Here is a 25,881-nt window from a genome sequence, read left to right as displayed (position 1 = left end):
TACATTACAACATTTTCGGGTGTAAAGAAAAGCGGAGGGTGCTTGCAATGAGGCGACAAGCATAAGGCGAAGATCTCGGAAAGGCGTCCTTTGCCTTTTTGAGATCTTTGACTTATGACCTCGAGCCTCAAGCACCCGGAACTAGACATGTAGAAAAGCGGAGGGTGCTTGCCCTGACCCGACAAGCATAAGGCAAAGGCTCCGGAAAGGCGTTCTGTGCCTTTTGGGGACTTGGACTAGAAAGCCCTGGACAAATAAAAAAAGAGACCATCCAGGTCCCTTCCCTCTATAGCTATCTTCATTCTTCCATATCCTTGATGCCGTCCTCGATCTTCTTTACGGCTTCATCGGCCGCAGAACCAACATCTTTATTGGCGATTCCCACATCTTCAAACAAGATGCGCATGGCCTCACTCACTACAGGATAAGCGGCTGTAACTGGCCTGTTCCTAGAGTACTCCTGTGCCTGATGGACAAATATATTCTTGGGGTACTCTTTCAGCTCTGGAAAGCTTTTAGCAACAGAATACCTTGCCGGCACATCCCCTGTAATCTCAATATAGCGTCTTGAACCCTCATAGCTCGTCGCATAACGGATGAATTCCCAGGCTTCATCGGGATGTGACGCCTTCGATGAAAGACCAAGGGCCCACCCGCCATTTGGCACGACCCGCTGAACCCCTTTTGGTAAGGATGTGATGCCATATTCTTTTCCAAGCTTGAATTTAGGGTTTTCCTGTTCATAGCTATCTGTCATCCACGATCCTTGTATGACCATCCCCAACTGACCGTTTTCAAATGAATCCGGGGGCATTTCAACTTTCGCTATGCCCCGTTTTTGATACATATCCTGATAAAACTGAAGTGCCTGCAGGCTTTCGGTCGAATTTAGATACCCTTCTGCCGTATGGTTGTCAGGGTCCATGATCTCCCCGCCGAACTGCCAAATGAGCGGGATCTTGTAATATGCGGGTGATTCACCGTCGGGAAACCCTTGAGCAGGATCGATACCTATGATCTCATCTGATAGCGCAGAGATTCGTTCGGCGGCTTCGGCTACCTCATCCCATGTCATGGGATCCTCCGGGTCCTTCGAAGGAAGAGGAACGCCGGCTTTTTCAAATAGCCGGATGTTGTAGAACAATCCGACGCTGGACTCTGCGATGGGAGACAAGTAGATGTCCCCCTCATACATCAATCCTTTCAAAGTGGGCTCAGCCAGATCCTCCACCCGTCCCTCCTTTTTCATATAATCATCGATGGATGTAAGGGCACCGGCACTCGCATACAGGGCCAGCGTCGGTGTATCAATCGTCATGATATCCGGCGGACTCCCTGCAGCAATGGCCGTCCGGAGCTTTAGTTCATAATCCCCGTATGGGATCTGGGTCATCTTCACCTGAATAGTAGAGTGCTCTTCGTTAAACGTCTTGACCAGTTCTTCATACGCCTGATTTTCAAGAGCCGTCCCCTTATTCCTCCAGAAGTTCAGGGTGGTTTCAGGTGTATGCTTGGGGGCGGTTGCCACTTCTTTTCCTCCCTCATTGAAAATCGGTTCAATGGAAAGATACCCGGCTGCCCCCAATACAAGGATGAGTACCAGTAGGATCGGAAGCTTCCATTTCACTTCTCTTCCCCCCCTTGAGTGCCTAGGCCTTTTCTGTAATCAATCGGTTTCACACCGAATTTCTTTTTAAACACCGTACTGAAATAACCTGAACTTGAAAATCCACAAATATGGGCGATATCAATGACTTTCAGCCCGGTATCAACAAGAAGTTCCTTGGCTTTTTTCATGCGCAGAGAAATCAGATAGTCCGTAAAATTTTGCCCTACCTGGGCCTTAAAGAGTTCCGATAAATAGGCTGCATTAATATGGAATTGACCTGCCAGTGTCGCAAGGGACATGTCAGTGGCATAGTGGATGTCCATATATGCTTTGATTTGGGAAACGACCTCTTCTCCATTAGCCGGCGTCTTCAGCTTGCTGGCCATTCTCATGATACGGTTGGATAGCTCCGTCAATTGATGGATTACTTCCTGATATGAGGTTAACTCCCATATACTTATCTGGCATTTCCAAACCTCTTCCCCTACCTCGGCCCTTTTGGGGTCATACTTTCCAGCAAGGAGATTGAGATGCAGGAGGATTCGATTCGCTGTCAGTGTAAAATCCATTACCGATGACTGTCTTTCAAGCAGATTTGTAAGAAACGACTGCAGAAGACTTTCATTACCCTGTTCAATATAAGCGTTAAGCACTTTTACAGCTTCATCGGAAAAATCGGGGTCATTTTCCCTCTTGTTATCATCGATTAATTGTGATTCTATATTGATCGAGCTTTGCCCCCATGCGAGGATGGAAGATTCATAGCCGGTTTTAAGAGCCATCGCCCCCCTCACCGGCTTCCCTAATCCTATCACTGATTCAAGCCCGAGAAATTCCTTTGCAGCTCGTTGTACATCTGTTGCCAGTGTGTTCACATCATCGATCCTGCTTATGTAATGAACCATATGGGGATAGCTCGCGTCTACAAATGAAAGGGCCCTTTCCTCGGCAAGTTCCCGACAGATCATCCGGAAAGGCAGGAAGAGGGCCCTAAGGTCGGACCTGGACATGCTTCCCCTGATCTCAACTGACAGGAACCTCACTTCCTGGTTGCAAAATGTTTCTAAACCCAGGTACATCAACTTCTCTTCACTGATGGAGAGGCCTGCCCATTCATCCCTCACAAGTTGTAGGAGATATTGCTCTCTTATATCCGCAAGCTGATCTTCCATCAATTTTTTTGCTCGTTCTTCCCTATATTCTTCAGCCTTTTCACGGATCAATTCGTCTTTAATATCCTTTAAGGCTGAAGATAATTCCTCGGGATCCACGGGCTTCAGCAAATATCGCTTGACTCCCTCATGCATTGAGGCTCTGACATATTCAAAGTCAGCATATCCCGAAAGGATGATGGTCCTGATCTTCGGATAGCTACTGGCCAGTTCTTTCACCAGCGCAATCCCGTCCATGATCGGCATCCTTACATCCGTCAAGACAATATCAGGCTCTTTTTCCTCCATGAGACGCAGAGCTTCTCTTCCGTTTGACGCCTCCCCGACAACCGTGAACCCCTCCTTCTCCCAATCAAGCTTCCATAGCAGCCCCTTTCGAACCTGAGCTTCATCATCGGTTATCAGCACCTTCATTCTTCACTCTCCTCCTTCTCCATTGCAATTATAAGGGTGATCCGAGTCCCACCGGGATTCTTATTTTCAATCGAATACGAAAAGCGGTTTCCATAGGAAAGCTTCAATCTTCCAAGCACGTTCTTCAGTCCTATGCTCTTGCCCCTGCTGTCCAGTACATTATTTTCGTTTCGATCAATCTTCGCAAGTTCCTTGATGACCGTTCCAGGTATGCCGATTCCATTATCCTCCACAATCAAAACCGCCTCATCTCCGACTTTTCGGGTGGAAATTCCGATGGAAGCCACATCGTTCCGTATAAAGCTATACTTTACTGCATTTTCGACGAGAGGTTGCAGGACGAACTTGATGATCGGTACATTATCGAGTGCTGGATCCTCCTCAATCTGTATTTGTAGGGCATCTTCATGACGAAGTTTCAATACTTCCGTATATCGGCGCATATAGTTTATTTCTTCCCTAATTGTGACAACATCCCTTTCAGTATCAAGGGAATACGAGAGCATCCTCCCCAAGTGGACGGTCACATCAATGACTTTACGATTTTCCCCTTGAGCAGATAGTCCTCCTATCACTTCAAGCGTATTGTTCAGGAAGTGCGGATTGATCTGTAGCAGCAGTGCTTTGTACTCCGCGTCCTTCCTCCTGATCTTTTCCTGATACTCCGTTTTGATCAGTTGGTCCAATGTCTTGGTTGTATTCTTGAATGCCTTTACGGCATAACCGATTTCATCGTTCCTCGTGCGGATCGCCGGAAACCCTTTTTCAGCCTCTGAGAACTTTCCCTTTTCGACAAGTTTCATAGATTCCGTCAATTTCCATAGCGGCTTGACGATATTCGAAGACAGGATGTAAGAAATCAAGATTGTCAGTAAAAAGATCCAGCCGCTGATCAATAAAAGATTCCTCTGCAGTGAGTGGACAGGCGCGTAGAGATCGGATTTTTTTATTTCGCTCATCAGGATCCAATCGCCAACCCCCATTTTTTGATAAAAGACCAGATGCTTGGTTTCCCCCTTAGTCACTTCCACTACACCTGTCCTTCCAGAATGATCCTTCATCTCGTGCAGGCACATCTTCACGATATCGGATGATATATCCGGATTCCCTCCCAACACGTCTCTCCCTTTAGCATCCAGCAATGATACGTGCCCCTCATCTCCAAGCTTTACTTTTTCAAGTGACTCCTCTAGCAGGATGGTAGGAAAATTCACTTTGATGACGCCGGAAAGGTCCATCGTATTCAAATCAAAAAGAGGGAGAAGGTAACTGTTGACTTCATCCTCATTCCACTCATGATGTGACCGCATCCAACGTTGATCATAGTCATAAAATTCCTTGAACCAAACAATCTCCCTAAGAGGAGGAAGCTTCTGTGAAGTACCTGTTCCATCATTTAAATAGACAGATACAGACATTGATTTTGAATTATTCACCATCATTGAGGACAACTCTGTTTTCAGCTGATTCTTCATGTATAGAAGATCTGAATCGGACAGCCCGTTCTCCTCTGATCGCACCCACTCCTGTGTAGCTGGATTCACTAGAACCTGTTTCCCAAGGTCTTCAACCTGAGAGGTCAGCGAATCGGAATATTGAGAAAATTGATCCATCATCTCTACGGTCGCTTCGGTCGTTTTCTTTTCCATGATGGTACCGAACCACTCAGGTACCAGAAGGGACAGGGTAAGGAAAGGAATGGTCAGGACAAGTGTAAAGATTAGTAATAGTCGAATTCTGAGTGATATGTACATGGCCGCTCCCTTTCAACGTTTCTGTCTACTAAATGTATCATAGATCAATAAATTCCAGTAGATACATTTACAGGGCTCGTTCTACCTCCGTGCTTCTCTACATAGGATGGGATAATTGATTTTACGGGGAGGGAAAAGGATGAAAGGCTGCGTCATGGCAATGGAAATCGGAGACGTATTTTATGAAGGCGGCTATACAGGCGCCGTGGTGGGATATTGTTACGAGATGTCTCAAGCGGGAGCCCAACTATTTTACATGATTGAAAACAATGGCCGGCTGCATATTAATGTGGCTTCCAGTGAACCAAATGGTGTGCCCCGTTTCTATCAAACCCGATTTGACCTGCAAGATAGAGTACATCTGCATATAGCCGGAATGCTCAGGACAGCTCTCATTAAAGGAATAGCACTAACCTGGCATGACAACGGCACAAAGGTGACCTACCATGTGGAAGACGGAAATGGAACCCTCCATACCCATATTTCAGAGGAGGATCTCCTGAAATGGAACACACATCACCCGATATAAAAAAAGAAGCCCCCATTTAGAGGAGCTTCCGATCACGCATTAAAAGAATGCTTTTTCCACATTGTATCTTGCTCTAAGCGCATTGATGATATATGTTTCGTAGATTTCACGCTCCATTGCATCCTCTACAAACAAGACATCGATGCGATGAACTTCCTTCCTGTGTTCACGAAGGGGTGAAACTTTATCTTCCAGATGCTTTTTGACACGCTGTCTCAGCTTTCTGGCTTTTCCAACAAACAGAAGTTCGTCCTTGTTATCATAAAAAAGGATGATTCCTCCTTTATCACGTGGAATTTCATGAAGGTCGATAAAACCTTCGATCGGTTGGATTTTGATTTCTTCATTTTCGTTCTGCTTGCGTTCTGTAATGGATACATCCGCTTTTGGAATGGTAATATTGATCATTGAACGTCACGTCCTTTTTATACTGTAAGGGCTAATAGTATCATATAACGGGATAGAAAGCCATCTCATTCACAAAAAACGGAGGCCTACCCGATTGTTGAACGTTTGATTCTTATTCTTGAAGACAAATGCATTTTTCTGAAAATCGATGGTGAGTTCATGATCGTAGGCATCTTCAAAATCATCGTCCACAATGAAGGTGACACCTTTATATTCGATGCTGCGTTCATGGTCTTGAAGCTCTCTGGACGGGACCACTTTCATTTCGTATACATTATTCACAATATCACAGCTCCCCCGGTCGAGGGCAAGCTGCACCAAATGGCCAGGGGGTATGTCTGTCAGCTTATTTAATGCAGGCTCTGTCAAGGTTAAATTCATGCTGATCCTCCTTCTGGAATTCTTATTTTCACGTGACGGGGAAGACTTTTTACAGTCAGCGGCAATGTGCATCCTTCATCCCCATCAATATTCGCCTTCATATCGAATGATGAGGACGCCTCGATCTCTGATGCTTTCAGGTGATGAACCTGAGGGCTTTCTGTCAGTTTACCTGCCAATATTTTGGGAAGTAATAAGAGGAACTTGGGTATCGGCATATCTTCGATGATGTAGACATGAAGTGATCCATCATCTACTTCCGCTTCCGGGGCGATGGATTCGAATCCCCCGATGGAATTCGTCATGGCGATGAGGGTCAATAAGGAATCCCCACTCCAGTTCTGCTCGCCTGACAGGTCTAAAGGAAATGGCTGTTTTTCCTTCATTTTTTTCATACCTTCCACAACATACGCGAGAGGACCGAGCTTTGATTTCTGCTCTGCAGTCGTAGAGAATGAAGCTTCAGCCAATGCACCCACGGCGATGATGTTAATGAAGTAGCGGTCATTCACTTTTCCTATATCGGCTTCCCGGGTATTGGTTGATTTCAGAACCTCGAGGGCCTCCTCAGGTTCGAGCGGCAGTGATATTGCCCTCACAAAATCGTTCACCGTTCCCAGTGGCACCAAAGCAAGCTCTGGGCGATGGGGTTTCTCAGCCATGCCATTGATCACTTCGTTCACGGTTCCATCTCCCCCCATGCAAATGATGAGGTCAAAGCCCCTCTTGCATGCTTCCTCCGCAAACAATGTGGCATCCCCTTCTCCCTTCGTTTCACGCACGAAGACCTCATAGCCTTTGAGATTATGTATAGCTTTTTTCTTGTAGTCCACCGCTTCTTCTTTGCCCGAAGAAGGATTGATAATAATCATCGCCTCTTTCATGCTTTCTCCCCCTGACTGTCATTTCTCATACTATACCCCCTGGACCTATTGATAAATCCTTAAAAAATCATCGGGAAGATGTTTACTCACATTAAAAGGAGGGTAATCATATTTAGGTTTGCAGATTTTTTGCACTCTCTTCTATACATATGAAAAGAAATCATCTTGTTGGAGGCGTCAATCGTGAAACATGCAATCGATATAAGCGGCTCTTTATTCGACTGGGACCTTGTAAACGGGGAAGTTCATTTTGAAAATGAACGGGTCGTATTGTTCTGGGTGGATACGGCATTCAAAACCCTTTTTGATACGATCGAAGAGATAGCAGGCCATAAAGAGTCAAGACTTGTACTGGAAACTTCGGGATACAGGACTGGAACCATCGTAAGTGATTTTTACAAGCGCTCCCTCGGGAAAGTAGATGACATCCTCGGCAAGCTTCCGACAACTTATGTGACAGCGGGCTGGGGTGATACAGAGATCGTATCCTATTCAAAAGAAGAGCTTCATGCAGTGATTCGCGTCCGGAACAGCTGGGAATATCAGGTCAATAAAGAGCAAGGGAAAAATCAAGAAGGCACATTTCTTCCAGGTCACTGGGCCGGGGTCCTGACGGGCTTATTCGGGGAGAAAATGTGGTACAAGGTGAACAGGAGCCAACTGGAAGGCGATCAATATAGTGAGTATGAATTCAATCACTCTGACATCACACCTTCATTGAATGTCAGCGCCTTAATCGAAGAACAAACAAATGAAATGCAGCAAAAGATGGAGCTTGCAACAGCCGAGAGAACACATACTCTTTCCAGTATCATCAAGGAGATTTCTTCTCCGATCATACCCGTCCTCGATTCCATCCTTGTAGTGCCCTTGGTTGGTCGCTATGATGAAACGAGGGGTGAAGAGCTCCTTAACCGTACCCTCCTCAATCTCCCAGGGTATAAGGCGGATTACCTCATCCTCGACGCTACAAGCTTAATCGGTGTGGATGATTTCACTTTGAATTTCATTCAAAAATTTGTAGCAGCCACCTCCCTTCTCGGGACCCGCTGCCTACTGGTAGGAATTTCAGCTGAATTCAGTATCCAAATTGCACAAAGCGGACATGACATCAAGCGGATCCCATGTTTTTCTGTCCTTCAGCAAGGCATCCATTATGCCCTCGATCAAATGGGGCTGTTCATCACAAAGAAGAACCCCGTTTCTTGAACGGGGTTCTTCTTTTTAACCGATGTCGATGATCAATTTCCGGTCATTCAACGTTACTTCCTTTCCACCAGATAATGCTTCTATTTTCATCTCCTTCACCAAAACACTTTCACGTATCAGTGATTCATTGTTTTCGATCGCCTTCCGTATTTCCGGGTCTCCGTCCAACCGAAGGGAAATCCTAGCTTCAATTGGGAGATCGCGTTCTTTCCGCTCGGTCTGGATGGCCCGTATGACCTCACGAGCCAGACCTTCAAGCTTCAATTCCTCTGTGATTTCCGTATTGAGGATAACCTGATAAGAAGCATTTGCTCCCATGGAAAGCCCTTCATCTGCCACCCTCTCCACAAGAAGAAGCTCAAATGGAACAGTCAATGGCTCGCCTTCGATATCCAGATGTAACGTTTCCGCTTGGACAATCTGTTCTGCTTCACTTTGACTTAATTGATCTAAATATTTCTTGACTGCGCCGACTTTTTTTCCTAATACGGGACCGGCTTTTTTGAAATTAAGCTTCACTTCATACGATACAAGATCATTGGATGTTTCCTGCACAAGGACCCGTTTGACGTTGATCTCTTCTTGAATGATCCTTTGATGTTTTTTTAACGCTTCACCGTTATGTGGTTCGGTGGCAATGACGGTCATTTCCGATAGAGGTTGCTTCGTTTTGATCGATTTTGCATTTCTGACGCTCCGAGCGAGTTCAACCACTTGAAGGACGGCAGCCATTTCCCTTTCGATCGATGGATCGCTGTAACCTGTTCCTCCTTTCGGATATTCGGCAAGATGGACGCTTTTGCCCGTAAGGTTAAGGTGGATATCTTCTGCAAGGAATGGGATGTAAGGTGCAGCCAGTTTACTCGTTTCTACCAGCACATAATGGAGTGTGGAGAATGCAGCAAGTTTTGAATCTGACACGCCTTCCTCCCAGAAACGATCCCGAGAGCGGCGGATATACCAGTTACTGATTTCCCCGATGAATACTTCAAGAGCCTGTGCTCCCTTGGTAAAGTCATAGCGATCCAACGCTTCACACATCGTTTGTGATACGCTGTCCAATCTAGAAAGGATCCACCTGTCCAGCAGAGTCCTTTGTCCTTGGCCTAGATCTGAATAGGTGAATGAATCGATTTTTGCATACATGGTGTAGAACGAATGAACATTCACCAGAGTGTCGACAACCTTCGATTTCGCTTCGAGCACTACTCTTTCAGAGAAACGTTTATTATTCCAAGGTGCACTATCGGCAAGGAGAGACCATCTTAGAGCATCGGCACCGAACTTAGTGACAAGGTCCATCGGATTCAATGCATTCCCTTTACTCTTAGACATCTTCCTGCCCTCGCCGTCTAATATATGGCCTGTAGCAAGTACCTTCTTATAAGGAGCCTTCCCCGTGAACAAGGTGGAAACAGCCAATAAGCTGTAGAACCAGCCCCTGGTCTGGTCTATCCCTTCACAGATAAAGTCTGCCGGGAATTGCTTTTCAAATCGTTCCTGATGCTCGAATGGATAATGCTGTTGTGCATAAGGCATGCTTCCACTGTCGAACCAAACATCAATCACCTCGGGTACCCGTGTCATAGAGCCTTCACATTGATCACAGGAGAGATGGATGTGATCGACAAATGGTTTATGCAGCTCAACGGAATCGATCTCTTCCACAGAGCGATTACGCAAGTCTTCGATGCTTGATGGTGCGTATTGATGACTGCAAGATTCGCAGATCCAGACAGGAAGTGGTGTGCCCCAATAGCGATTCCTGCCGATATTCCAATCCACCATATTTTCAAGGAAATGACCGAAACGACCTTCCTTAATATGCTCAGGGTACCATTCCACTTGTTCATTATTTTGGATGAACTGATCCTTCAAAGCCGTCGCGCGGATGAACCAGCTCTCAATTGCGTAGTAAAGAAGCGGTGAATCACAGCGCCAGCAATGGGGATAGCTATGCTCATATTTCTCTTTATGGAACAGGAGCCCTTCGGCTGCAAGATACTTCACGATATCCACGTCGCAGTCTTTGACAAACCGCCCTTGGAATGGGGGGACGGCATCCGTATACTTTCCTTGTCCATCTACGACATTCACAAATGAAAGTCCATGATCTTTCACCAGCTGGTAATCATCTTCTCCGTAAGCAGGAGCGATATGCACGATCCCTGTTCCACTATCGGCAGTGACAAATTCCCCTGAAACTACGATATTTCCTTTTTCAGGACTCACAAATGGAAAAGGTGGGACATAGGCAGTTCCCTCCAATTCACTGCCCTTGAATCGGGATACAATGGGTGCTTCTTCAGAAAAATGCTTGTCTTTCAGGCTTTCGGCAACGATGTACGTATCGCCGTCACTTTTTACTTTTACATATGTGAGCTCCGGATTAACAGCGAGGGCAATATTCGCCGGTAGCGTCCAAGGCGTGGTCGTCCAGCCGAGGATGAATTCATTATCGCTTCCCTCGATGCGGAATTTTGCGGTAGCAGAGAGATCCTTGACATCTTTATAGCCTTGAGCAACTTCATGGGAACTGAGTGTAGTCTGACAGCTCGGGCAATACGGCGTGACCCGATGACCTTTATAAAGGAGATCCCGTTTGTGAAGGTCGCTGAGGATATGCCACACACTCTCGATATAGTCGTTCTCCAAGGTTACATACGGATCATCCATATCTACCCAATACCCTATTGCCTCCGTGAACTCCCTCCACTGTTTCTCATAATGAAAGACGCTGTTCTTGCATTCATTGATGAACTTTTCCACTCCGTAGTCTTCGATCTGCTGTTTACCTGAGATGCCGAGCTGCTTTTCCACTTCCAGCTCAACCGGTAATCCATGGGTATCCCACCCTGCCTTGCGATGCACCTGGAAACCTTGCATCGTTTTGTATCTTGCAACAAAATCTTTGATGACCCGTCCCAGAACATGACCGGCATGGGGCAGGCCGTTGGCTGTCGGTGGTCCCTCATAAAAAACAAATGTTTCTTTTCCTTCCCGCTCTGAAATTGACTTTTCAAACGTATTTGCTTCCTTCCAATAGTTCTGGATCCGCTCTTCACGCTTATGCGCTTTTTCTAATACATCGACTGTTTTCATCTTGTACCCTCTTCCTCCTGGATAATGAAACAAAAAAATCCGCCCCTTATAAAAAGGGACGGATGTTATTCCGCGGTACCACCCATCTTCCGTACATCTGTACGGCACTCGGTCAACACAGTAACGGCTGTGCACCGATCCTGCCTAAGCTTCCTTCAACAGGACTTCTCGGGGGTGATTTTCCGGAAGGTTCTCCACCGCTTTCCACCAACCAGCGGCTCTCTTAAGGAGGATTCCTTCTGTACTCTTCCCGTCATGGAATTTAAATATTTCCAAAAGAATACACCCTCGCCTTGTAAAAGTCAATCAATTCTTCCTTATTCATCCTTTCAGTATTTAAGAAAGGTGGTCACACTACGGTCAGTCAAATACCTTTTGGTGGCCAGGTTATTCAACCATTTTTTTTGATTCAGCTTATAGGTACCATGCTGATCCTGATAGGTCTTTTGATGAAGATTCACCGTTACGGCTTCCTCTCTTCTATTCATGGCCACTACTCCCTTTTTCCCTTCACAATATTCATACAGCTCCACTACATCACCTATTGTCATAAGCTCATTCAACAACATCAACAAAGGAAGGTCATCATCATATGCCTCATAGAGATACGGCAAGGTGACAGGTACATCCTCTCTATAGTGTTCCGCGGAGGTCAGACCGACCCCGAATTCTTCTTCCCATCTGGCGGATTCGGCGTCGATATTCCTGATTGTGGCAATCAAAATGTGACAGGTCACACACATCTTCCTCTCAACAACTCTAAATATAAATGGATTTATTTCCATTATGTATGGAATGACCCGTAATTTTCAAGTAATTCATGCCGTCATTCATTACCATGTTTAACGTTGCTCTAAAGTGGTATCTTATCGTTATCATCAAGAATAGGAGGCGATTGTATGCCATTGCTCACATTCGATCTAATCGAGGGAAGGGACCCTTCAACAGTAAAAAAAATCTTGGATAGCGCCCACCAAGCAGTCCTTGAGGCTTTTGGTGTTCCAGAAAGGGACCGCTATCAGATTGTTCACCAACACCCGAAGCATGAGATGATCATTGAAGATACGGGACTCGGATTCAACAGAAGTGATGATGTGGTCGTCATCACCATCACGAGTAAACAACGGACCGATCAACAGAAAAAGAAATTGTATCAATTGTTGGCTGAAAAACTTGAGAAGGATTGCGGTATCTCTCCAGACGATTTGATGGTCTCGATTGTGACGAATCGTGATGCCGATTGGAGTTTCGGTAAAGGGGAAGCTCAATTCCTTACAGGAAAGCTATAAGATCGATTGAAGAGGCTGTGCGGCTGCAGCCTCTTTTTTTGTGCTCCTTTCGTTCAAAAGGAAGACGATGGCTTCTGACAATGGATCAAGAAGCCACTTGGAATAATTTTCGACGGATTGCTCGTGAAGCCGTGCCGCATACTTGTAAGAAGGAACATTATTTGTGATAAACCAAAATGACTATGAGGTGTCAAAATGAACGATCAATCAAAAGTGAGTAACTGGTGTGTCGTCAGTATGGCCTCCATCCCGCTCGTCATGACGCTCGGGAATTCCATGTTGATACCAGTACTTCCGATTTTTGAAAAGAAGGTTGGCATCTCATCCTTCCAAACCAGCATGATCATCACGAGTTACTCAATCGCTTCCATCTTCTTAATTCCCATTGCCGGCTATTTATCGGATCGTTTCGGACGGAAAATGGTCATCCTCCCCAGTCTTGTGTTTTCTTTGATCGGAGGTCTGATTGCAGGTTACGCATCTTGGAAAATGAGTGATCCTTTCCTTTGGATCATTATCGGAAGGATCCTCCAGGGAATCGGAGCGGCAGGAGCAGCCCCCATCATTCTTCCACTGGTGGGTGACCTTTACAAAGATGATGATGAGAAAACAAGCTCTTGCCTTGGCATTATTGAAACGTCTAATACATTTGGCAAGGTGTTGAGTCCAATATTGGGAGCGGCTTTCGCGGCTTTCTTGTGGTTCCTGCCGTTTTTCTCCATCTCTTTTTTCAGTCTTATTTCCATCCTCCTTGTCATATTTTTCATTAAAGTACCCAAGAAGAAGGATCCTCCCATGGAACTTAAGGAGTTCATCCATAAAACGAAAGGGATCTTCAAAGAGCATGGCAAATGGATTTTCACCGTATTTACCATCGGGGCGTATGTGATGCTGGTCCTATTCGGCATTCTTTTTTACTTGAGTGATTCATTCGAAAAAATTCACCACTTGTACGGTGTGAAGAAGGGGTTTGTTCTGGCAATCCCTTTGCTCGCTCTTTGCATCTCTTCTTACATTTCAGGAAAAAACATCAAAGGAAATGTAAAAGTCATGAAGGGCATCATCTTGGGGTGTCTTGCCATTTTGACCCTTTGCGTACCATTTGTCGGGTTTCTCAAAGATCAATTGGTCTTCCTTCTCTGTCTTACAGGTTTTATTGGAATTGCTATCGGGGCCCTACTGCCGACCTTGGATGCGTTGATCACGGAAAACATTGAAAAAGAGGAACGCGGGACTATTTCTTCCCTCTATAGTTCTTCCCGATTTATTGGGGTTGCAGCTGGTCCTCCCCTGGTTTCGCTGGTTATGAAAAATGGATTGAATGTGAGTTTTATCGGGGCGGGACTGTTTGCCGTGATCATCATAGCCTTGGTTATGTTTTGGATCCACACAAATGATAAGAAGAAACCGCAGCCGGCTGAAGGATCATCATGAAGCATTCTTCAGCAGAACCTGCACTTTCGTGGTGGCACCTATCCTTGATCGGTGCTGGGGGTACGGTAGGGACCGGGTATTTCCTGGGTACAGGCATAGCGCTTAAATCGTCGGGGGGCTTCATCATCCCTGCTTTCCTAATCGCAGCATTTGCAACTTGGATTGTGTACAAGCGACTTGCCACGATGACCATGGCCGATCCTTGTGAAGGATCTTTCTGTACTTACGCTGGAAAAGCATATGGAAGTTGGGCTGCCTTCCTGTGCGGCTGGATTTATTGGATTTCTACGATCTTGATCATGGGAGGGCAGTTGACCGCCCTTGGGATTTTGTCCAGGTACTGGTTCCCTTCCATTCCGCTATGGGTTTTCACCCTTATCTTTGCGGTGCTATCCATTTCGGTCGTATTGCTCGGCGCAAGGGGATTCGATGTAGCAGAAGACTTTTTTTCCATCATCAAGCTTTCAGCACTTGTGATCTTTTTATTCATAGGGGCTGCCTGGTTACTGGGGGGCAGAATCCACCTCCCTGAGAATGGTTCAATCCCTTTAAGTGAAGGCTTCAGTGAGGTAAGAACTTCCCTGATTTTTGCATTCTACTCCTTTGCAGGCATCGAAGTCATCGGTCTGATGGCGTCGAGGCTCTCGGAAACCAAAGATATTTTAAAAAGCGGAAGGGCATTGATCATTTGCCTTGGCTCATTGTATGTAATGGCACTCTGGATCACATTGAATCTACAGGCACCTACCCACTTTTCCAGTGAGGAGAGCCCCTTCATATCTGTCCTGAACCGGGGGAATGTTCCGATTGTCGCATCATGTTTTAACGGCGTCATTCTGTTAGCCGGTTTTTCCGCATTGGCTGCAGCGTTATTCAGCGTCACCCGACTCCTACGGTCTATGGCGGATGAAGGTGAAGCCCCTGCAATCTTCAAAAAAAGATGGAAAAGGGATATCCCTCTTCCATCCCTATTACTATCCGTTGCCGGTATGACGAGTGCCATCATTGCTTCTCATCTTTTGCCAGGAATCATTTTTGAAGCATTCATCACTGCCGCCGGCATCCTGTTGCTTTGTAATTGGGCATTCATTCTGCTTTCTTCCTTCAAACTTCTTGACAGGGACGTCATGAGGAACGGAGTGAGCCTCGTTGCACTGGGAATCTTGGTGTTGGCCATCAGCGGAACGTTCACATTGAAGGAGAGCAGATACGGATTCTATCTGAGCATGGTGCTACTATTGGTGATCGGCCTGGCCTCCCTGCTTTTCAGGAGCATGGCCTCACATCGTTCAAAGAAGTCGTGAAGACAGCTGCTCTGCTGTCTTTTTTCCGTTTTGAATGCAGGCACCAATGCCCACACCGTAATAGGAAGCACCCGCTAGCATGATCCCAGGGAATTCAACAGCAAGGCTTGTTTCCAATTGTCTTACTGATTGTGCATGTTCCAGGTTGTAATTGGGCATCAGGCCGGACCAGTCTGTTACTTCTTTTTGAATGGGCTGTACCTCTTTGAGTCCCATCGTCGCTTCTATATCCTTAAGAGCAGTGTGAACCAACTCTACCTCGGTGAGATGTTTAATTTCTTCCCAGTGGGGATTGGAATCCTTATAGAAAAGCCTGACGAGGAGTTGACTATCCACAGACGTGTGTTTCCACTTTCTACTTGTCCACGTGCACGCGTCGCTTTTCACTCCATCTTGATCTTTTGCAACGATGAACCCTGTACCATCTGCAGGCAATACGGTATCAGGAAGGGCGAATCCAAGGTAAATGCTTTTTAACGATTTAGTTTTAAGAAGGGAAAAGCCTTGATTCAGTTCCGGGTGGTTGAGGACTCCCCTTGCACGATTGTGTGGAATGGCTAGGACGGTTGCATCCGCTGATATGGTTTCACCATTGGTGAGTTCCAATGAATACACACGACCGGATTTCTTCAGGGTCTTGAGGCCGATCCCCTTGTACTTTTCTACGTGAGGCGTGCATTCATCCAGCCGATTGATGATGGCTGATAATCCGGTTTTAAACGAAACAAATTTTTTGTTGGATTTCCCCAGATGTTTTTCACGGTTGATCCATAGCCCCTTCATGATACTGCCATAAGTATTCTTATAATCCAATAAGTATGGCAGTGTGGAAGACATGCTCAGTGTATATAAGTCCCCTGAATATACTCCAGATAGCACAGGTGCAATCTGGTTTTGTACGAGCTCTTTTCCTAAGAAAAACTCCAGGAAATCCCCGATGGAATCTTCCTTTGTGAACGTGTCATTCACCGTTTCATAATCCAGTAGTGCAGCCCTTTTTCCTTCGTCGGAAATAAGCGTACTCTCCATCAGGGAATTTCTCGTCATGGGAATCCCAAACACTGAATCTGTTGGAATCTTATGTAGTTTGTCGTGCGTGTAGATGAACGATGTACCCGTTTCGTTATACACAAGTTCATCCATGAGCCCTAATTCCCCGACAAGCTCGAGGACACCCGGATGTCTTGACACAATTGAATCGGCACCAACTTCCATGATGAAGGGATCCGAAGCGATCGACTGGATTTTACCTCCAAGCATATCTTCTCCCTCAATCAATATCAGTCTTACGTCCTCACCTTTCAAGTATTCCTGAAAGTAGTATAGTGTCGTAAGGCCGGTGATACCTCCACCCACAACTGCCACTGTCTTCATCTCTTTCACTCCAAACCGCTTTATTCATTCTATTACATACGGTACCATGATTGACCGGGTAATACGAGTGATTCACTTCATTTTGTGTGTCTGAAATCGCACATTAAACCAAGTTGACAACTTGGTATACTTGGTTTATACTATATTTTATATAACGCTTATCAAGAGAGGCAGAGGGAATGGCCCTGTGAAGCCTCAGCAACAGGTTCCAATTCGGAATACTGTGCTAATTCCACAAGCAGGTGCTTGAAAGATGAGTCGAAGAGTCCGGGCAATCCTTCTTCTTATCCTGAAGAGGGATTTTTATATCCTCTTCCCAACCATTCATGAGGAGTGAGTATGATGGAAACCACGCAAAGAAGAAATGAATTGATCAATAAGTTGATCGTGCACAAAGTGTACAAAAAAGGAGAAAGACAGCTGTTCGAATTGACCCTCGAAGAATTGGAAGAAGAGTTTAGAAGCTTAAAAAAAGAATGCCATCCCCATACCGAGTCGGGCTCCATCCATTGGATCAATTGCACCAAAGTAACCGTTTAGACCGACGATGTCTTCCACATAAAGCAAGATTGGACCATTCAATGATGAGGCATTGAATGGTTTTTTATCGTTTGGTGCGTCTTTCACTCATTTCCGACCGCGGCAATCCCCAATGCATGATGTTCCCATAGCGTCCTGGTCACCCATTCTTCATCCTTTGACCGACAGTTGATAATGAGGATGATTTCAGATGGTTGATGATGATCTTCCAAAATCTGATTCCTCTCTTTGATCTTCACCAAGAACAGGTCGATGAGGAAACCAAGGACCAATCCGCTCCCTGCCCCGATCAACCCCCAATAGATCGGCCCCCATTCCAAAGTAAACCCACGACTTGTGGCAATAACCGAAAAGATCACGGCAAGGAACATGCCTTTATTGAGAAGGGAATGACCATCTGAATAATGGATGGAGTCAAAGAGCCTTGTTTCTCTCTGCCTGCTTTCAAGTGGAATGGCATATAGATCATCCAGCCCCTTCTCTTCAAGCTTGACGATGGCCATTTCGATGTAGGAAGAATGATTGAACGATGCGATGATTTGCACTATCTAACCCTCCATCCTTTGCCAATCAACAAGGATCCTTTTTGGTAATACTCTTTTAAAAGGGCGGACTGTTCCCTGTCAAAAAGTTTGTTATTCTCTACGACCCCCACATACGCGTCATAAATAGTGAAAAAGTAAAAGGATGGCATGTACAATAACCATTGTTTATCGAGTACGTTCACAGAGGTTTCCAATCTTCCCAAGATAAGATAATGAATCCCTTCCAATAGATGGGAATTACAGACATAAATAACAGTGGTCACAAGCGTGAAAAGCCCCGATATGATCCGGTGATTATAAAAATGTCCAACACTCGGTACGGCCATGGACCAAAAAAAAGCTGAAACAGGGCATCTCTTATCAAGATAGTTGATTTCAAGCGGTCGAATGACGAGCCTCCTGTTGATGGTCGACTTTTTTCCTTTATGGCTTAAATAGACTTTATTCAGGTCGACGGCGGTTCTGTGGCTATCCCATATGGCAAACAAGTACACCGGAATGTATAAATGCATGAACTGGATATCGAGAACGCTTTTTGCTGCGTCGATATCACCCATGAACGTGTAAACCATGGCTGTATTCAAGTGAATGGTCTGGTTGATATAGATCTCCCATATCACCAGGGCGAAACCTCTGAGGTATTTTGAAAGCAGAAGATGACCGAATCCTGGGAAGGCCATGGACCAGAGCGCAACAATCATGGGGTTCCTCAAATGAATCTGAGTGGTACCGAATATGCTGACGTACGCAAGATTCCCTTGTTCACCTGCATTATTCAACCGCCTCATAAGATCCCCTCCCTGCTTCATTCTTTGGTTAGTTTCTGCCATGGAATAGGATTCATACCTAATCAAATGAAAATATGGTATGAATCCTTTTCCAAATAAAAAGCTGTCTGTACAGATTTATTGTCAAATCTGTACAGACAGCTTTCAGCTTATTTTTTGGGCTTCTTTGATCAAGTCATTGATTTTCCCTGATAACACCTTTGTCTCTGCTGTCATTTGTTCCTTGTCCTTTGCACGTACGGTGTATGGTTGACCGATGACGATAACGACTTTATGACGGTTACGCAATAATTCTTTAAACGATGTCGGCCCGTGATAGGCTGCCGGTACAATTGGCACCCGGGAGAGGTTTGCTATCGTAATGGCTCCACGTTTCGCTTCGACATCCTCATCTGAACGGGTACCTCCAGGGAAGACTCCTACGATTGCCCCTCCCCGAAGTAGTTTAACAGGCTTTTTGATACTTGAAGGAGAAGGGTTCTCACGGTTCACAGGAAAGGCGTGAATCTTATGTAAAATAAAGGCGGGGATTCTCCGGTCGAATAGTTCCTTCTTTGCCATAAAGTGTACGGGTCCGGGCATACTGAAGCCAAGGGCGACGACATCAAGCCATGTTTTGTGTGAACATGTCACAATATAACCTCCCTCTTCAGGAAGGAGATGGGTATTTCGAATTTCCACTTTTCCAAAAATCAATTTTGCCAGATTTGCAAGAAATGAATACATGAGATCACCCCATCATCTAGTTTTAATACCTGGTACTAATTATAGTCGAAATCAGCCAATTTACAACTGATAATTTCATTTCCTCTCCTCACAGGCGTCCATCTGGTAAAATAAAAAAGGGATATTAAATCATGAACTCAAGGAGGAAGTGTAATGGATTCACAAGGGCAAGAAAAATTTTTATCTTTCATTTTACAACGCGTTCAAGATGGCAAGGAAGAAGAGGCAAAACTAATTCTAATGGAGAACTTCAAAAAGCAACAAGAAGGAACCTTCTCAGAAGAAGACGCACTCTCTTTCCTCCCCAGGATCACGCCATTATTAAAAGATGAAAAAACAAATGAGGTCCATGCTGTAGTAAAACAGTTCTCAAAGACATTCAATCAAGGCGACTCAAGTTGAAACATGCAAAAGGACGGTATGGGGGCATACCGTCCTTTTACCTTTCGTCCCGATCGAGGTCGGGTTGAAACTCTTCTGATGCCTCAGTTTGATAATCCTGCCGGTAAACGGGTGCAGAGGAATCAGGCAAAAAAACATTTTTCCTAAGATGATGGTGAAAAAACCACTCAAATGAGCTTACAGCCACTGCTGCCACAAAAGATCTTACAAGAAAGGTTTGAGAACCAGCCACCAAGGCCGAACTGAGAAAATACACCATGATCGAGCTCAAACCAAAATCTGCAAGCACCGCCCAACCATTCGTGGTCCTTGGCAGGAGATACAAATCACCAAGTAAATAACCGATCAGAACGAGCACACCAGTCAACGCAATGATGGAACCCATCGATAGACCTGTGACCCCTGCCAAAACCGTGTAGAGGATCAGGAATGTGACGACCAGTTTTAATAGAAATGCTGACACATACTTCAAGAACATCCCTCCTGCCTTTAGGATTTACATGGAAGAAGGGATTATGTATCAGACTTTCTACTTTCTTATGGCACCCAATGTACCGAGCATGGTATCCAATAGTCGGTTTCCAGGTTCATCTAGCCATACAGACCTGATCCAGTTTCTCTCAGCCTCAATCAACAACAGAATCTCATAGGCTGCCTGTTGATGTGTGAACGGACCTATAAGCCCCATGATTTTCTTCACTTTCCCGACATGTTCCTCCGGAAGACTAGCTTCGAGCGTCTTAAAGCCAAGCTGCGCCCTATCAGGATTATATCGTTGCAAAAGGACACTGGAGAAATTCCTCATTACGTGCTGTAACATTTCTGCAGCCCATAGATCGTTTCCCCTGCGCATGGCCTTGTAGTATTGAAATAGGAACCAGCCTGTGTCAACAGCAAAGTCGTGAAATTCGGCATCGGATAATAGGAGGTTTTGACCTTCTTCAAATGGACTCATCCTGCACTCTGGATCATGGATGACCTTGAAATAATCTTTTTGCTTGAATGTCTTTTTCGTCACCGTGAAGAGATCGACATGAAGCAGATCCTCATAAACCGCGATGATCTGTGGTGCGATGATGAACAAGTCATCATGGAACAGGAGCTTCCCATAGGCTTCCAAATGTCGAATCCGGTCCTGGACGAAAGACTCCAGATCCACTTCCTCGACAAGGCAATAAAGATCCACATCGGAGAACTCATCTTCCTCTCCCCTCCCCATCGATCCCTTCAAAAATATACTTTTCACCCGCTTATCTTTTTTCAAGCTTTCTGTGATGGCTTCGACAGCGATCCTTTGCTTCATCCTCGACACACTTCCTCTTTTTTTGAATATTACGCCATTATATTCCTTGTTTACGCTTTCTTCAATTCTTTTTTTACACAAAAAAAGAACGAGCCATTAAGGCCCGTTCAATTGTTTACTTCGACTGCATCTTTATGATAATATTCTGCAAAGATTTCTGCAAAAGCTTCTGTAGAATTGTACAGTTCCACCAGGTTATTTTCAACCCCGCCGAATTCGAGTAGCAAAGCCCTTTCCGTCAGATCCTGATTATAAACTCCATTCCCTTCTGCTTTTGTTTTGACGAATACCCCCCTACTGATACCCGGATACTCTTTTTCAAGCTTGGCGTGTAGGTCCCTGGCAATTTTCAAGTTCTTTTCATAATTCTTATTTTCCTTCCCGACGATAAAGAATAGGCGGGCGTATGCTTTTCCGTTAATGGTTTTAGTGGTTACTTTCTTCGGTTGTGAGTCGCGGTGTACATCAATGATATAATTTAGATCTTCGTCTTGGGCGATGGCTTCCTGGACGAGCCCTCTTGATAATTTATAGGATTCGTAATAGCTCCAACTCTTTTCTTTCAGTGCCTGGTTTACATCAGTTTTGTCTTGGATGGTCCCGATCCCTCTTGATTCCAATTCCTGTTTCAGCTTGGCTCCGACTGCGATGACGTTGACTTTTTCGTTCGTGCTGGCCGGGTCGCTCGATTGATTATTCTTTATGAGTGGGCTGAATGCTTCCCAGCTGTGGGAGTGATAGATGAACACTGACTTCTTGTCCACTTCCTTGACACCGTCGTCCTTCGAGTCATTCGCCTGATCAATCTGATCCTGATCAACTTCCTGATTGGTCAGCTGCTCATCGGTTGGGGCTGGTGATTCGTACGGTAGATTTGTAATATCTGTCCCTTTACCAGCTACCGCTATATGTGTATGATAATTTTCAATTCCTGGTATTTCCCTTCCGAATAAACTCCTGGGATCCAATAGGGATACATTCGTGACACTTTCAAGCCAATCGAAATCATGATTGAGCTGATCTTCATTGGCTATCCTCAGTCCCGTCATCTCCTGTGAAAGGAGCATAAGGAAGGTCTGTTTCGGAACCATTTCCGAGACAGAGGAGTACAGGAGGCTATCGACCTTAAGTTTGATGGCCATGGTGGAAATAAGCCAGATAGAGGCATACATCACGACGATTCCAATTATGACGACCCTTATGATTGCTTTCAATGAGACGGCAACGAGTGGAACTAAATTGTTTCGATTTCTAGGAAAATTCGGCATCATAAGATCTCCCATTTTTTAGTTTTACTAGTTCAATCTATGCTCCATTGATGAATAATAGAAGGGATAATTCCCAGCAAATAAAAAAAGCACCCCGAAGGATGCTTTTATACTAGAACCACCTGCAGCCACAGCGGCGGTTGCGGTTCCCACATCGATGGCCGCCGCCATCATATCGATCGCGATCATCATTTGCCGGACGGACCCAGCCGCTTCCAGGACTTACCCTTCTGCAGTCAGGACGATTGACATCTCTTCCACAGTCGTAGTTTTCAACCACTGTTTCGTTGACCTCCCTCGTACGTACAGGGTAGTAGTTTTCATTACGGATAATGGTACGGTTGACATTGATGATTTCAGTCGGGTGGATATTTTTGACGGTACGCGTTTTCGTACGGGTATTCACAACGCGCTGAGTAGGGTTTACGATGACTTCATCACGATCTCTATCACGATCAGGCGAAACTCTTCTGTTGTGTTGGTAATTTCCCACTTATTTTTCCCCCTTTCCTACTAAAATACCTTACTTGATAGAGTATGCTTCATAGAGGAAAAGGTGTGGGATAAGCTCCTATTTTCATAGATTTGGGTATGCTATCTTGCATTCAACTCGTAAGCAGCCCTGATTCCAGATTCAATAGCCCCTTCCATCCATCCGTGGAAGGATGAGGTATGCTCCCCTGCAAAATGAAGTCTTCCCTCAGGTTGCTGGATATAATCAGCAATATCCGTTTCCTGCCCAGGGGTGAATAACGTAAAGCAGCCCGCCGAAAATGGATTGACACTCCAATTGTATACTGCATAAGAGCTGATTTCCATGTAGACCCTGGGGCCATAAAACTTTTCAAGATCTTTCAGAACATTGGCAAGAACATCTTCTTTAGACATGCTATTCAATAGAAGGGCATTCTGACCCCAACTGTAGCTCGCCAGAAGGACTCCGGGCCGGCCACTGCCGATCCCGTTACTCGGCACATACGTGAACCGGGACGGAAGATCTGAGGTGATATTGCCGATCTTCATTTCCTCCCAGAACCTGGTTTTAAACTCTATACCAACCTTGACCGCAGGGACATTGGTCAATTCCGTTATGGCTTGCCACTTCTTAAAGGAAATAGACTGATAGGGTTCAATGTCAATCGTCTGCAAAACCGTGAAAGGAACGGTCACCAGGGCAAAATCCCCCCTGTGGACGCCAGGTTCTCCGTTGCGTGTATATACTTCAACGCCGTCAGGCCCCTGCACGATCCGGTAAACTTGTTGATTCATGAGCAGGTTTTCTTTCAATTCTTCCTTGAAGGCATATGGAAGACGATCATTTCCTCCTGTGATCTGATTGAATTTCGTTTCTTTCCTGAAGATCGGATAAATGATGTCGGTGAGAATATCGGCAAATGAAAACTCCGGGAATCCTTCTATCCCGAGGAGCACGCTGATCATTCTGATGGCATTGAGAGAAAGGGGGTTTCCGTAGGGACTTTCCCGCAGGAATCTGCCCATTGAGTAATTCGAGAATTCCTCAATAAGGCGTTTGCGCTCCTCCCTGCTTCCATTCTGATAAGCTTCGATGAACGGTTTGGTCGTTTCCAGGAAAAGCTGTTCCGCCGTCTTGCCTTTTTCGAATTCGTTCAGTGGAAACTCTAAAACATCCGGATTGTTCTCATACTCTTCAACCGTTTTATAGACCCCATTCACATACAGCTTGTCGTATGGCGTAGTGTTCAAAAAGGCATTGGTCGGCAGGTTGAACATGCGGATGTACTCCATGACCAATCGATGGTTATCCGGAATCCTCATGGCTCCCATATCAAGGTAGTTCCCCTTAGAAAAAGGGGAACGTTTCGTATACACCCTGCCTCCCAGCCGTTTATTACCTTCCAAAAGTGTGACATCATGTCCAGCCTTCTTCAATAATGATGCTGACACTAGGCCACTGAGTCCTGCCCCTATGATCAAGATTTTTTTCTTCCCTTTTCCCTGCGGCAGGCCGCGTTTTATGATGGCGAGCATGTCGTCAGGATAGTCAGGAGACCGTGTCTCCGACCTGATTCTCCACTGATTCATATTCCCTCCCCCTTTCTTTATCCCATCATATGTGCGAGAGGCCAACCCTATACGCAAGAGAACATGCGTTTCTTTTTGTGGATATCTCTGTTATACTGAGGATAGTCATTGGGTCTAAGAGACTGTATTTAGTCAATCCCTTTAGTGATCAAAGGGGGGGAAATCTATGACACGTGATGTTGTAGTCAAACTTTTAAAAACGATGAAGGAGTTCGATGAAAGTGAAATCACTCATACCTTCATGAGTGAAGAACCCAAAGAGATCTCCATTTCATTCGACAGGGAAGGGCAGCTGTTTCTACTGAAGACTGATCCCCATTCTGTAACCTACTATTCAGACATCGAAGACCTCACTTCCATCATCCTGGAACTGACGTCATCCTCATAAGAACAAGTGGGCATCATGTTTAAATGATGTCCATTTTTATTATAAGGAGGTTTTTATGCATACGTTCAGCTATCTGAGAAGCATTATGTTAAAAAGAGAAGAGGTTCCCTCATTTGACCGATACCCATTTAATATCCCGAGCATCCGTACTCTCGACGAAATCAACCTGGACCGTGATGTGACCTTTATTGTCGGTGAAAACGGTATGGGGAAATCAACCCTTCTCGAATCAATAGCTGTGGCCCTTGGATTCAACCCTGAGGGAGGCTCCCTCCACCTTCAGTTTTCAACGTTTGATTCACACAGTGACCTTGATCAATATCTCCGTATCATCCGTGGTCCCAAAAAACCCACAGATGGCTATTTTCTACGTGCCGAAAGCTTTTACAATGTAGCCACCCAGATTTCAAAACTCGATGAAGACCCTTTTGGCGCACCGATCATTGATTCGTATGGCGGCAAATCCCTTCATGAGCAGTCCCATGGGGAAGCATTTTTCTCCACATTCATGAATCGCTTCCGCGGTCACGGGGTCTATATCCTGGATGAACCGGAAGCTGCCCTTTCCCCACTGCGACAAATGTCTATGCTGACAAGGATCCATGAGCTCGTCAATCAAAAATCGCAGTTCATCATTGCCACCCACTCCCCTATTTTGATGGCCTATCCCTCCTCAACCATCATCGAGCTTGGCGAAGACGGTGTAAGGGAAAGGAAATTGGAAGAAGTCGGACATTACCGTATCATGCAACAATTCTTCAATGATCATGAAAGAATGATCCACCATTTGTTGAAAGACGATTAATATTCTTCTAAACGAAGCTGAGACAAAACTTAAAAAGTACAGGTAGAGGTTCTTTAAACGGATTATGATTGCCACGCAAGGCTTCGCTTTCCGCGGGTAGTCCATGAGCCTCCTTGGTCTCGCAGCAGTCTTCTCATTCAACCACTTAAACAATAAAATGGCCATGAAACAAATAGAAAACCCGAACTA

Annotated in this window: 26 protein-coding genes, 1 riboswitch and 1 other annotated feature; of the genes, 9 read left to right on the top strand and 17 right to left on the bottom strand. The window is 45.3% G+C overall.

Going from position 1 to position 25,881, the window contains the following annotated elements; translation table 11 throughout:
• Positions 1 to 298: 298 nt before the first annotated feature.
• Genes ABJ225_RS03785 through ABJ225_RS03775 form a run of 3 tightly spaced genes read right to left on the bottom strand, consistent with a single transcriptional unit; the run spans position 299 to position 4,949 of the window.
• Positions 299 to 1,627 carry an ABC transporter substrate-binding protein gene (locus ABJ225_RS03785; RefSeq protein ID WP_048016321.1) on the bottom strand — a complete coding sequence of 443 codons (1,329 nt, stop codon included), beginning with the start codon at positions 1,625 to 1,627 and terminating at the stop codon, positions 299 to 301.
• Positions 1,624 to 3,195: a response regulator transcription factor gene (locus ABJ225_RS03780; RefSeq protein WP_347318511.1), complete on the bottom strand. Its 1,572-nt coding sequence runs from the start codon at positions 3,193 to 3,195 to the stop codon at positions 1,624 to 1,626. Before ABJ225_RS03780 ends, ABJ225_RS03785 begins: the two co-directional genes overlap by 4 nt.
• The gene (locus ABJ225_RS03775) at positions 3,192 to 4,949 is read right to left on the bottom strand and encodes a sensor histidine kinase (RefSeq protein WP_347318509.1); all 1,758 of its coding nucleotides are present in this window, start codon (positions 4,947 to 4,949) and stop codon (positions 3,192 to 3,194) included. Before ABJ225_RS03775 ends, ABJ225_RS03780 begins: the two co-directional genes overlap by 4 nt.
• Before the next feature lie 154 nt (positions 4,950 to 5,103).
• Between ABJ225_RS03775 and ABJ225_RS03770 the strand changes: the two genes are divergently transcribed.
• Positions 5,104 to 5,478, top strand: coding sequence for a hypothetical protein (locus ABJ225_RS03770; protein WP_218247177.1), 375 nt, complete (start codon positions 5,104 to 5,106; stop codon positions 5,476 to 5,478).
• Between the two features lie 39 nt (positions 5,479 to 5,517).
• On the opposite strand, the gene ABJ225_RS03765 is transcribed toward ABJ225_RS03770, so the two are convergent.
• The 3 genes from ABJ225_RS03765 to ABJ225_RS03755 all read right to left on the bottom strand — a co-directional run bounded on the left by ABJ225_RS03765 (position 5,518) and on the right by ABJ225_RS03755 (position 7,151).
• The gene (locus ABJ225_RS03765; protein ID WP_048003582.1) at positions 5,518 to 5,886 is read right to left on the bottom strand and encodes a nucleotide excision repair endonuclease; all 369 of its coding nucleotides are present in this window, start codon (positions 5,884 to 5,886) and stop codon (positions 5,518 to 5,520) included.
• A 69-nt stretch (positions 5,887 to 5,955) separates the two neighbouring features.
• Entirely contained in the window at positions 5,956 to 6,267 is a 312-nt protein-coding gene (locus ABJ225_RS03760; RefSeq protein ID WP_056536712.1) for an iron-sulfur cluster biosynthesis family protein, read from the bottom strand.
• Positions 6,264 to 7,151 carry a diacylglycerol/lipid kinase family protein gene (locus tag ABJ225_RS03755; RefSeq protein WP_347318506.1) on the bottom strand — a complete coding sequence of 296 codons (888 nt, stop codon included), beginning with the start codon at positions 7,149 to 7,151 and terminating at the stop codon, positions 6,264 to 6,266. Before ABJ225_RS03755 ends, ABJ225_RS03760 begins: the two co-directional genes overlap by 4 nt.
• A 183-nt stretch (positions 7,152 to 7,334) precedes the next feature.
• Here ABJ225_RS03755 and ABJ225_RS03750 point away from each other — a divergent pair, with 183 nt between their 5' ends.
• Entirely contained in the window at positions 7,335 to 8,360 is a 1,026-nt protein-coding gene (locus ABJ225_RS03750; RefSeq protein ID WP_347318504.1) for an STAS domain-containing protein, read from the top strand.
• A 15-nt stretch (positions 8,361 to 8,375) separates the two neighbouring features.
• Here the strand turns inward: ABJ225_RS03750 and ileS are convergent, their stop codons facing one another.
• A complete protein-coding gene (ileS, locus tag ABJ225_RS03745) occupies positions 8,376 to 11,462 on the bottom strand; it encodes an isoleucine--tRNA ligase (RefSeq protein ID WP_347318502.1) in 3,087 nt (1,028 codons plus the stop codon).
• Positions 11,463 to 11,513: 51 nt separating this feature from the next.
• Positions 11,514 to 11,728: a binding site (T-box leader), on the bottom strand.
• Positions 11,729 to 11,791: 63 nt separating this feature from the next.
• A complete protein-coding gene (locus ABJ225_RS03740; protein WP_347318500.1) occupies positions 11,792 to 12,199 on the bottom strand; it encodes a hypothetical protein in 408 nt (135 codons plus the stop codon).
• 162 nt (positions 12,200 to 12,361) lie between these two features.
• On the opposite strand from ABJ225_RS03740, the gene ABJ225_RS03735 reads away from it, so the two are divergent.
• The 3 genes from ABJ225_RS03735 to ABJ225_RS03725 all read left to right on the top strand — a co-directional run bounded on the left by ABJ225_RS03735 (position 12,362) and on the right by ABJ225_RS03725 (position 15,489).
• Positions 12,362 to 12,751, top strand: coding sequence for a tautomerase family protein (locus ABJ225_RS03735; protein ID WP_056536728.1), 390 nt, complete (start codon positions 12,362 to 12,364; stop codon positions 12,749 to 12,751).
• 195 nt (positions 12,752 to 12,946) lie between these two features.
• Complete coding sequence (locus ABJ225_RS03730; RefSeq protein WP_290030969.1) at positions 12,947 to 14,185, top strand: MFS transporter; 1,239 nt, start codon at positions 12,947 to 12,949, stop codon at positions 14,183 to 14,185.
• Complete coding sequence (locus ABJ225_RS03725) at positions 14,182 to 15,489, top strand: amino acid permease (protein WP_347318498.1); 1,308 nt, start codon at positions 14,182 to 14,184, stop codon at positions 15,487 to 15,489. Before ABJ225_RS03730 ends, ABJ225_RS03725 begins: the two co-directional genes overlap by 4 nt.
• Here the strand turns inward: ABJ225_RS03725 and hemG are convergent.
• On the bottom strand, positions 15,475 to 16,863 hold the full coding sequence (gene hemG, locus ABJ225_RS03720) for a protoporphyrinogen oxidase (RefSeq protein ID WP_347318496.1): 1,389 nt from the start codon (positions 16,861 to 16,863) through the stop codon (positions 15,475 to 15,477). The two genes, ABJ225_RS03725 and hemG, sit on opposite strands and share 15 nt — an antisense overlap.
• A 155-nt stretch (positions 16,864 to 17,018) precedes the next feature.
• Positions 17,019 to 17,123: riboswitch (SAM riboswitch) on the top strand.
• A gap of 82 nt (positions 17,124 to 17,205) precedes the next feature.
• On the opposite strand from hemG, the gene fbpA reads away from it, so the two are divergent.
• Positions 17,206 to 17,403 carry a Fur-regulated basic protein FbpA gene (fbpA, locus tag ABJ225_RS03715; protein ID WP_347318494.1) on the top strand — a complete coding sequence of 66 codons (198 nt, stop codon included), beginning with the start codon at positions 17,206 to 17,208 and terminating at the stop codon, positions 17,401 to 17,403.
• Positions 17,404 to 17,486: 83 nt separating this feature from the next.
• Here fbpA and ABJ225_RS03710 read toward each other — a convergent pair whose 3' ends face one another.
• From ABJ225_RS03710 to ABJ225_RS03700, 3 genes are all read right to left on the bottom strand, one after another.
• Positions 17,487 to 17,948: a hypothetical protein gene (locus ABJ225_RS03710; protein WP_347318492.1), complete on the bottom strand. Its 462-nt coding sequence runs from the start codon at positions 17,946 to 17,948 to the stop codon at positions 17,487 to 17,489.
• Positions 17,948 to 18,736, bottom strand: coding sequence for a hypothetical protein (locus tag ABJ225_RS03705; RefSeq protein WP_347318490.1), 789 nt, complete (start codon positions 18,734 to 18,736; stop codon positions 17,948 to 17,950). Before ABJ225_RS03705 ends, ABJ225_RS03710 begins: the two co-directional genes overlap by 1 nt.
• Before the next feature lie 144 nt (positions 18,737 to 18,880).
• Complete coding sequence (locus tag ABJ225_RS03700; RefSeq protein WP_347318488.1) at positions 18,881 to 19,462, bottom strand: lysophospholipid acyltransferase family protein; 582 nt, start codon at positions 19,460 to 19,462, stop codon at positions 18,881 to 18,883.
• A 153-nt stretch (positions 19,463 to 19,615) separates the two neighbouring features.
• Between ABJ225_RS03700 and ABJ225_RS03695 the strand changes: the two genes are divergently transcribed.
• Complete coding sequence (locus tag ABJ225_RS03695; RefSeq protein WP_347318486.1) at positions 19,616 to 19,864, top strand: hypothetical protein; 249 nt, start codon at positions 19,616 to 19,618, stop codon at positions 19,862 to 19,864.
• Positions 19,865 to 19,901: 37 nt separating this feature from the next.
• Here ABJ225_RS03695 and ABJ225_RS03690 read toward each other — a convergent pair whose 3' ends face one another.
• The 5 genes from ABJ225_RS03690 to ABJ225_RS03670 form a co-directional block, all read right to left on the bottom strand.
• Positions 19,902 to 20,327, bottom strand: coding sequence for a DUF2512 family protein (locus tag ABJ225_RS03690; protein WP_347319302.1), 426 nt, complete (start codon positions 20,325 to 20,327; stop codon positions 19,902 to 19,904).
• A gap of 66 nt (positions 20,328 to 20,393) precedes the next feature.
• Positions 20,394 to 21,167 (bottom strand): nucleotidyltransferase domain-containing protein, encoded by a 774-nt coding sequence (locus tag ABJ225_RS03685; protein ID WP_347318484.1) that lies wholly within the window; start codon positions 21,165 to 21,167, stop codon positions 20,394 to 20,396.
• A 107-nt stretch (positions 21,168 to 21,274) separates the two neighbouring features.
• On the bottom strand, positions 21,275 to 22,381 hold the full coding sequence (spoIIP, locus tag ABJ225_RS03680) for a stage II sporulation protein P (protein ID WP_162244140.1): 1,107 nt from the start codon (positions 22,379 to 22,381) through the stop codon (positions 21,275 to 21,277).
• Positions 22,382 to 22,547: 166 nt separating this feature from the next.
• Positions 22,548 to 22,928 carry a spore coat protein gene (locus ABJ225_RS03675; RefSeq protein ID WP_347318482.1) on the bottom strand — a complete coding sequence of 127 codons (381 nt, stop codon included), beginning with the start codon at positions 22,926 to 22,928 and terminating at the stop codon, positions 22,548 to 22,550.
• A 101-nt stretch (positions 22,929 to 23,029) separates the two neighbouring features.
• Positions 23,030 to 24,499 carry a flavin monoamine oxidase family protein gene (locus ABJ225_RS03670; protein WP_347318480.1) on the bottom strand — a complete coding sequence of 490 codons (1,470 nt, stop codon included), beginning with the start codon at positions 24,497 to 24,499 and terminating at the stop codon, positions 23,030 to 23,032.
• Between the two features lie 166 nt (positions 24,500 to 24,665).
• On the opposite strand from ABJ225_RS03670, the gene ABJ225_RS03665 reads away from it, so the two are divergent.
• Positions 24,666 to 24,887, top strand: coding sequence for a hypothetical protein (locus tag ABJ225_RS03665; RefSeq protein WP_063191491.1), 222 nt, complete (start codon positions 24,666 to 24,668; stop codon positions 24,885 to 24,887).
• A 55-nt stretch (positions 24,888 to 24,942) separates the two neighbouring features.
• Positions 24,943 to 25,692: an AAA family ATPase gene (locus ABJ225_RS03660; RefSeq protein ID WP_347318478.1), complete on the top strand. Its 750-nt coding sequence runs from the start codon at positions 24,943 to 24,945 to the stop codon at positions 25,690 to 25,692.
• Positions 25,693 to 25,881 lie beyond the last annotated feature (189 nt).

This window comes from Rossellomorea sp. RS05 (genome assembly GCF_039822645.1).
Taxonomy (GTDB): Bacteria; Bacillota; Bacilli; order Bacillales; family Bacillaceae_B; genus Rossellomorea; species Rossellomorea marisflavi_B.
The sequence above is the reverse complement of the archived record's forward strand: the minus strand, read 5'-3'. Positions and strand labels throughout refer to the sequence as shown.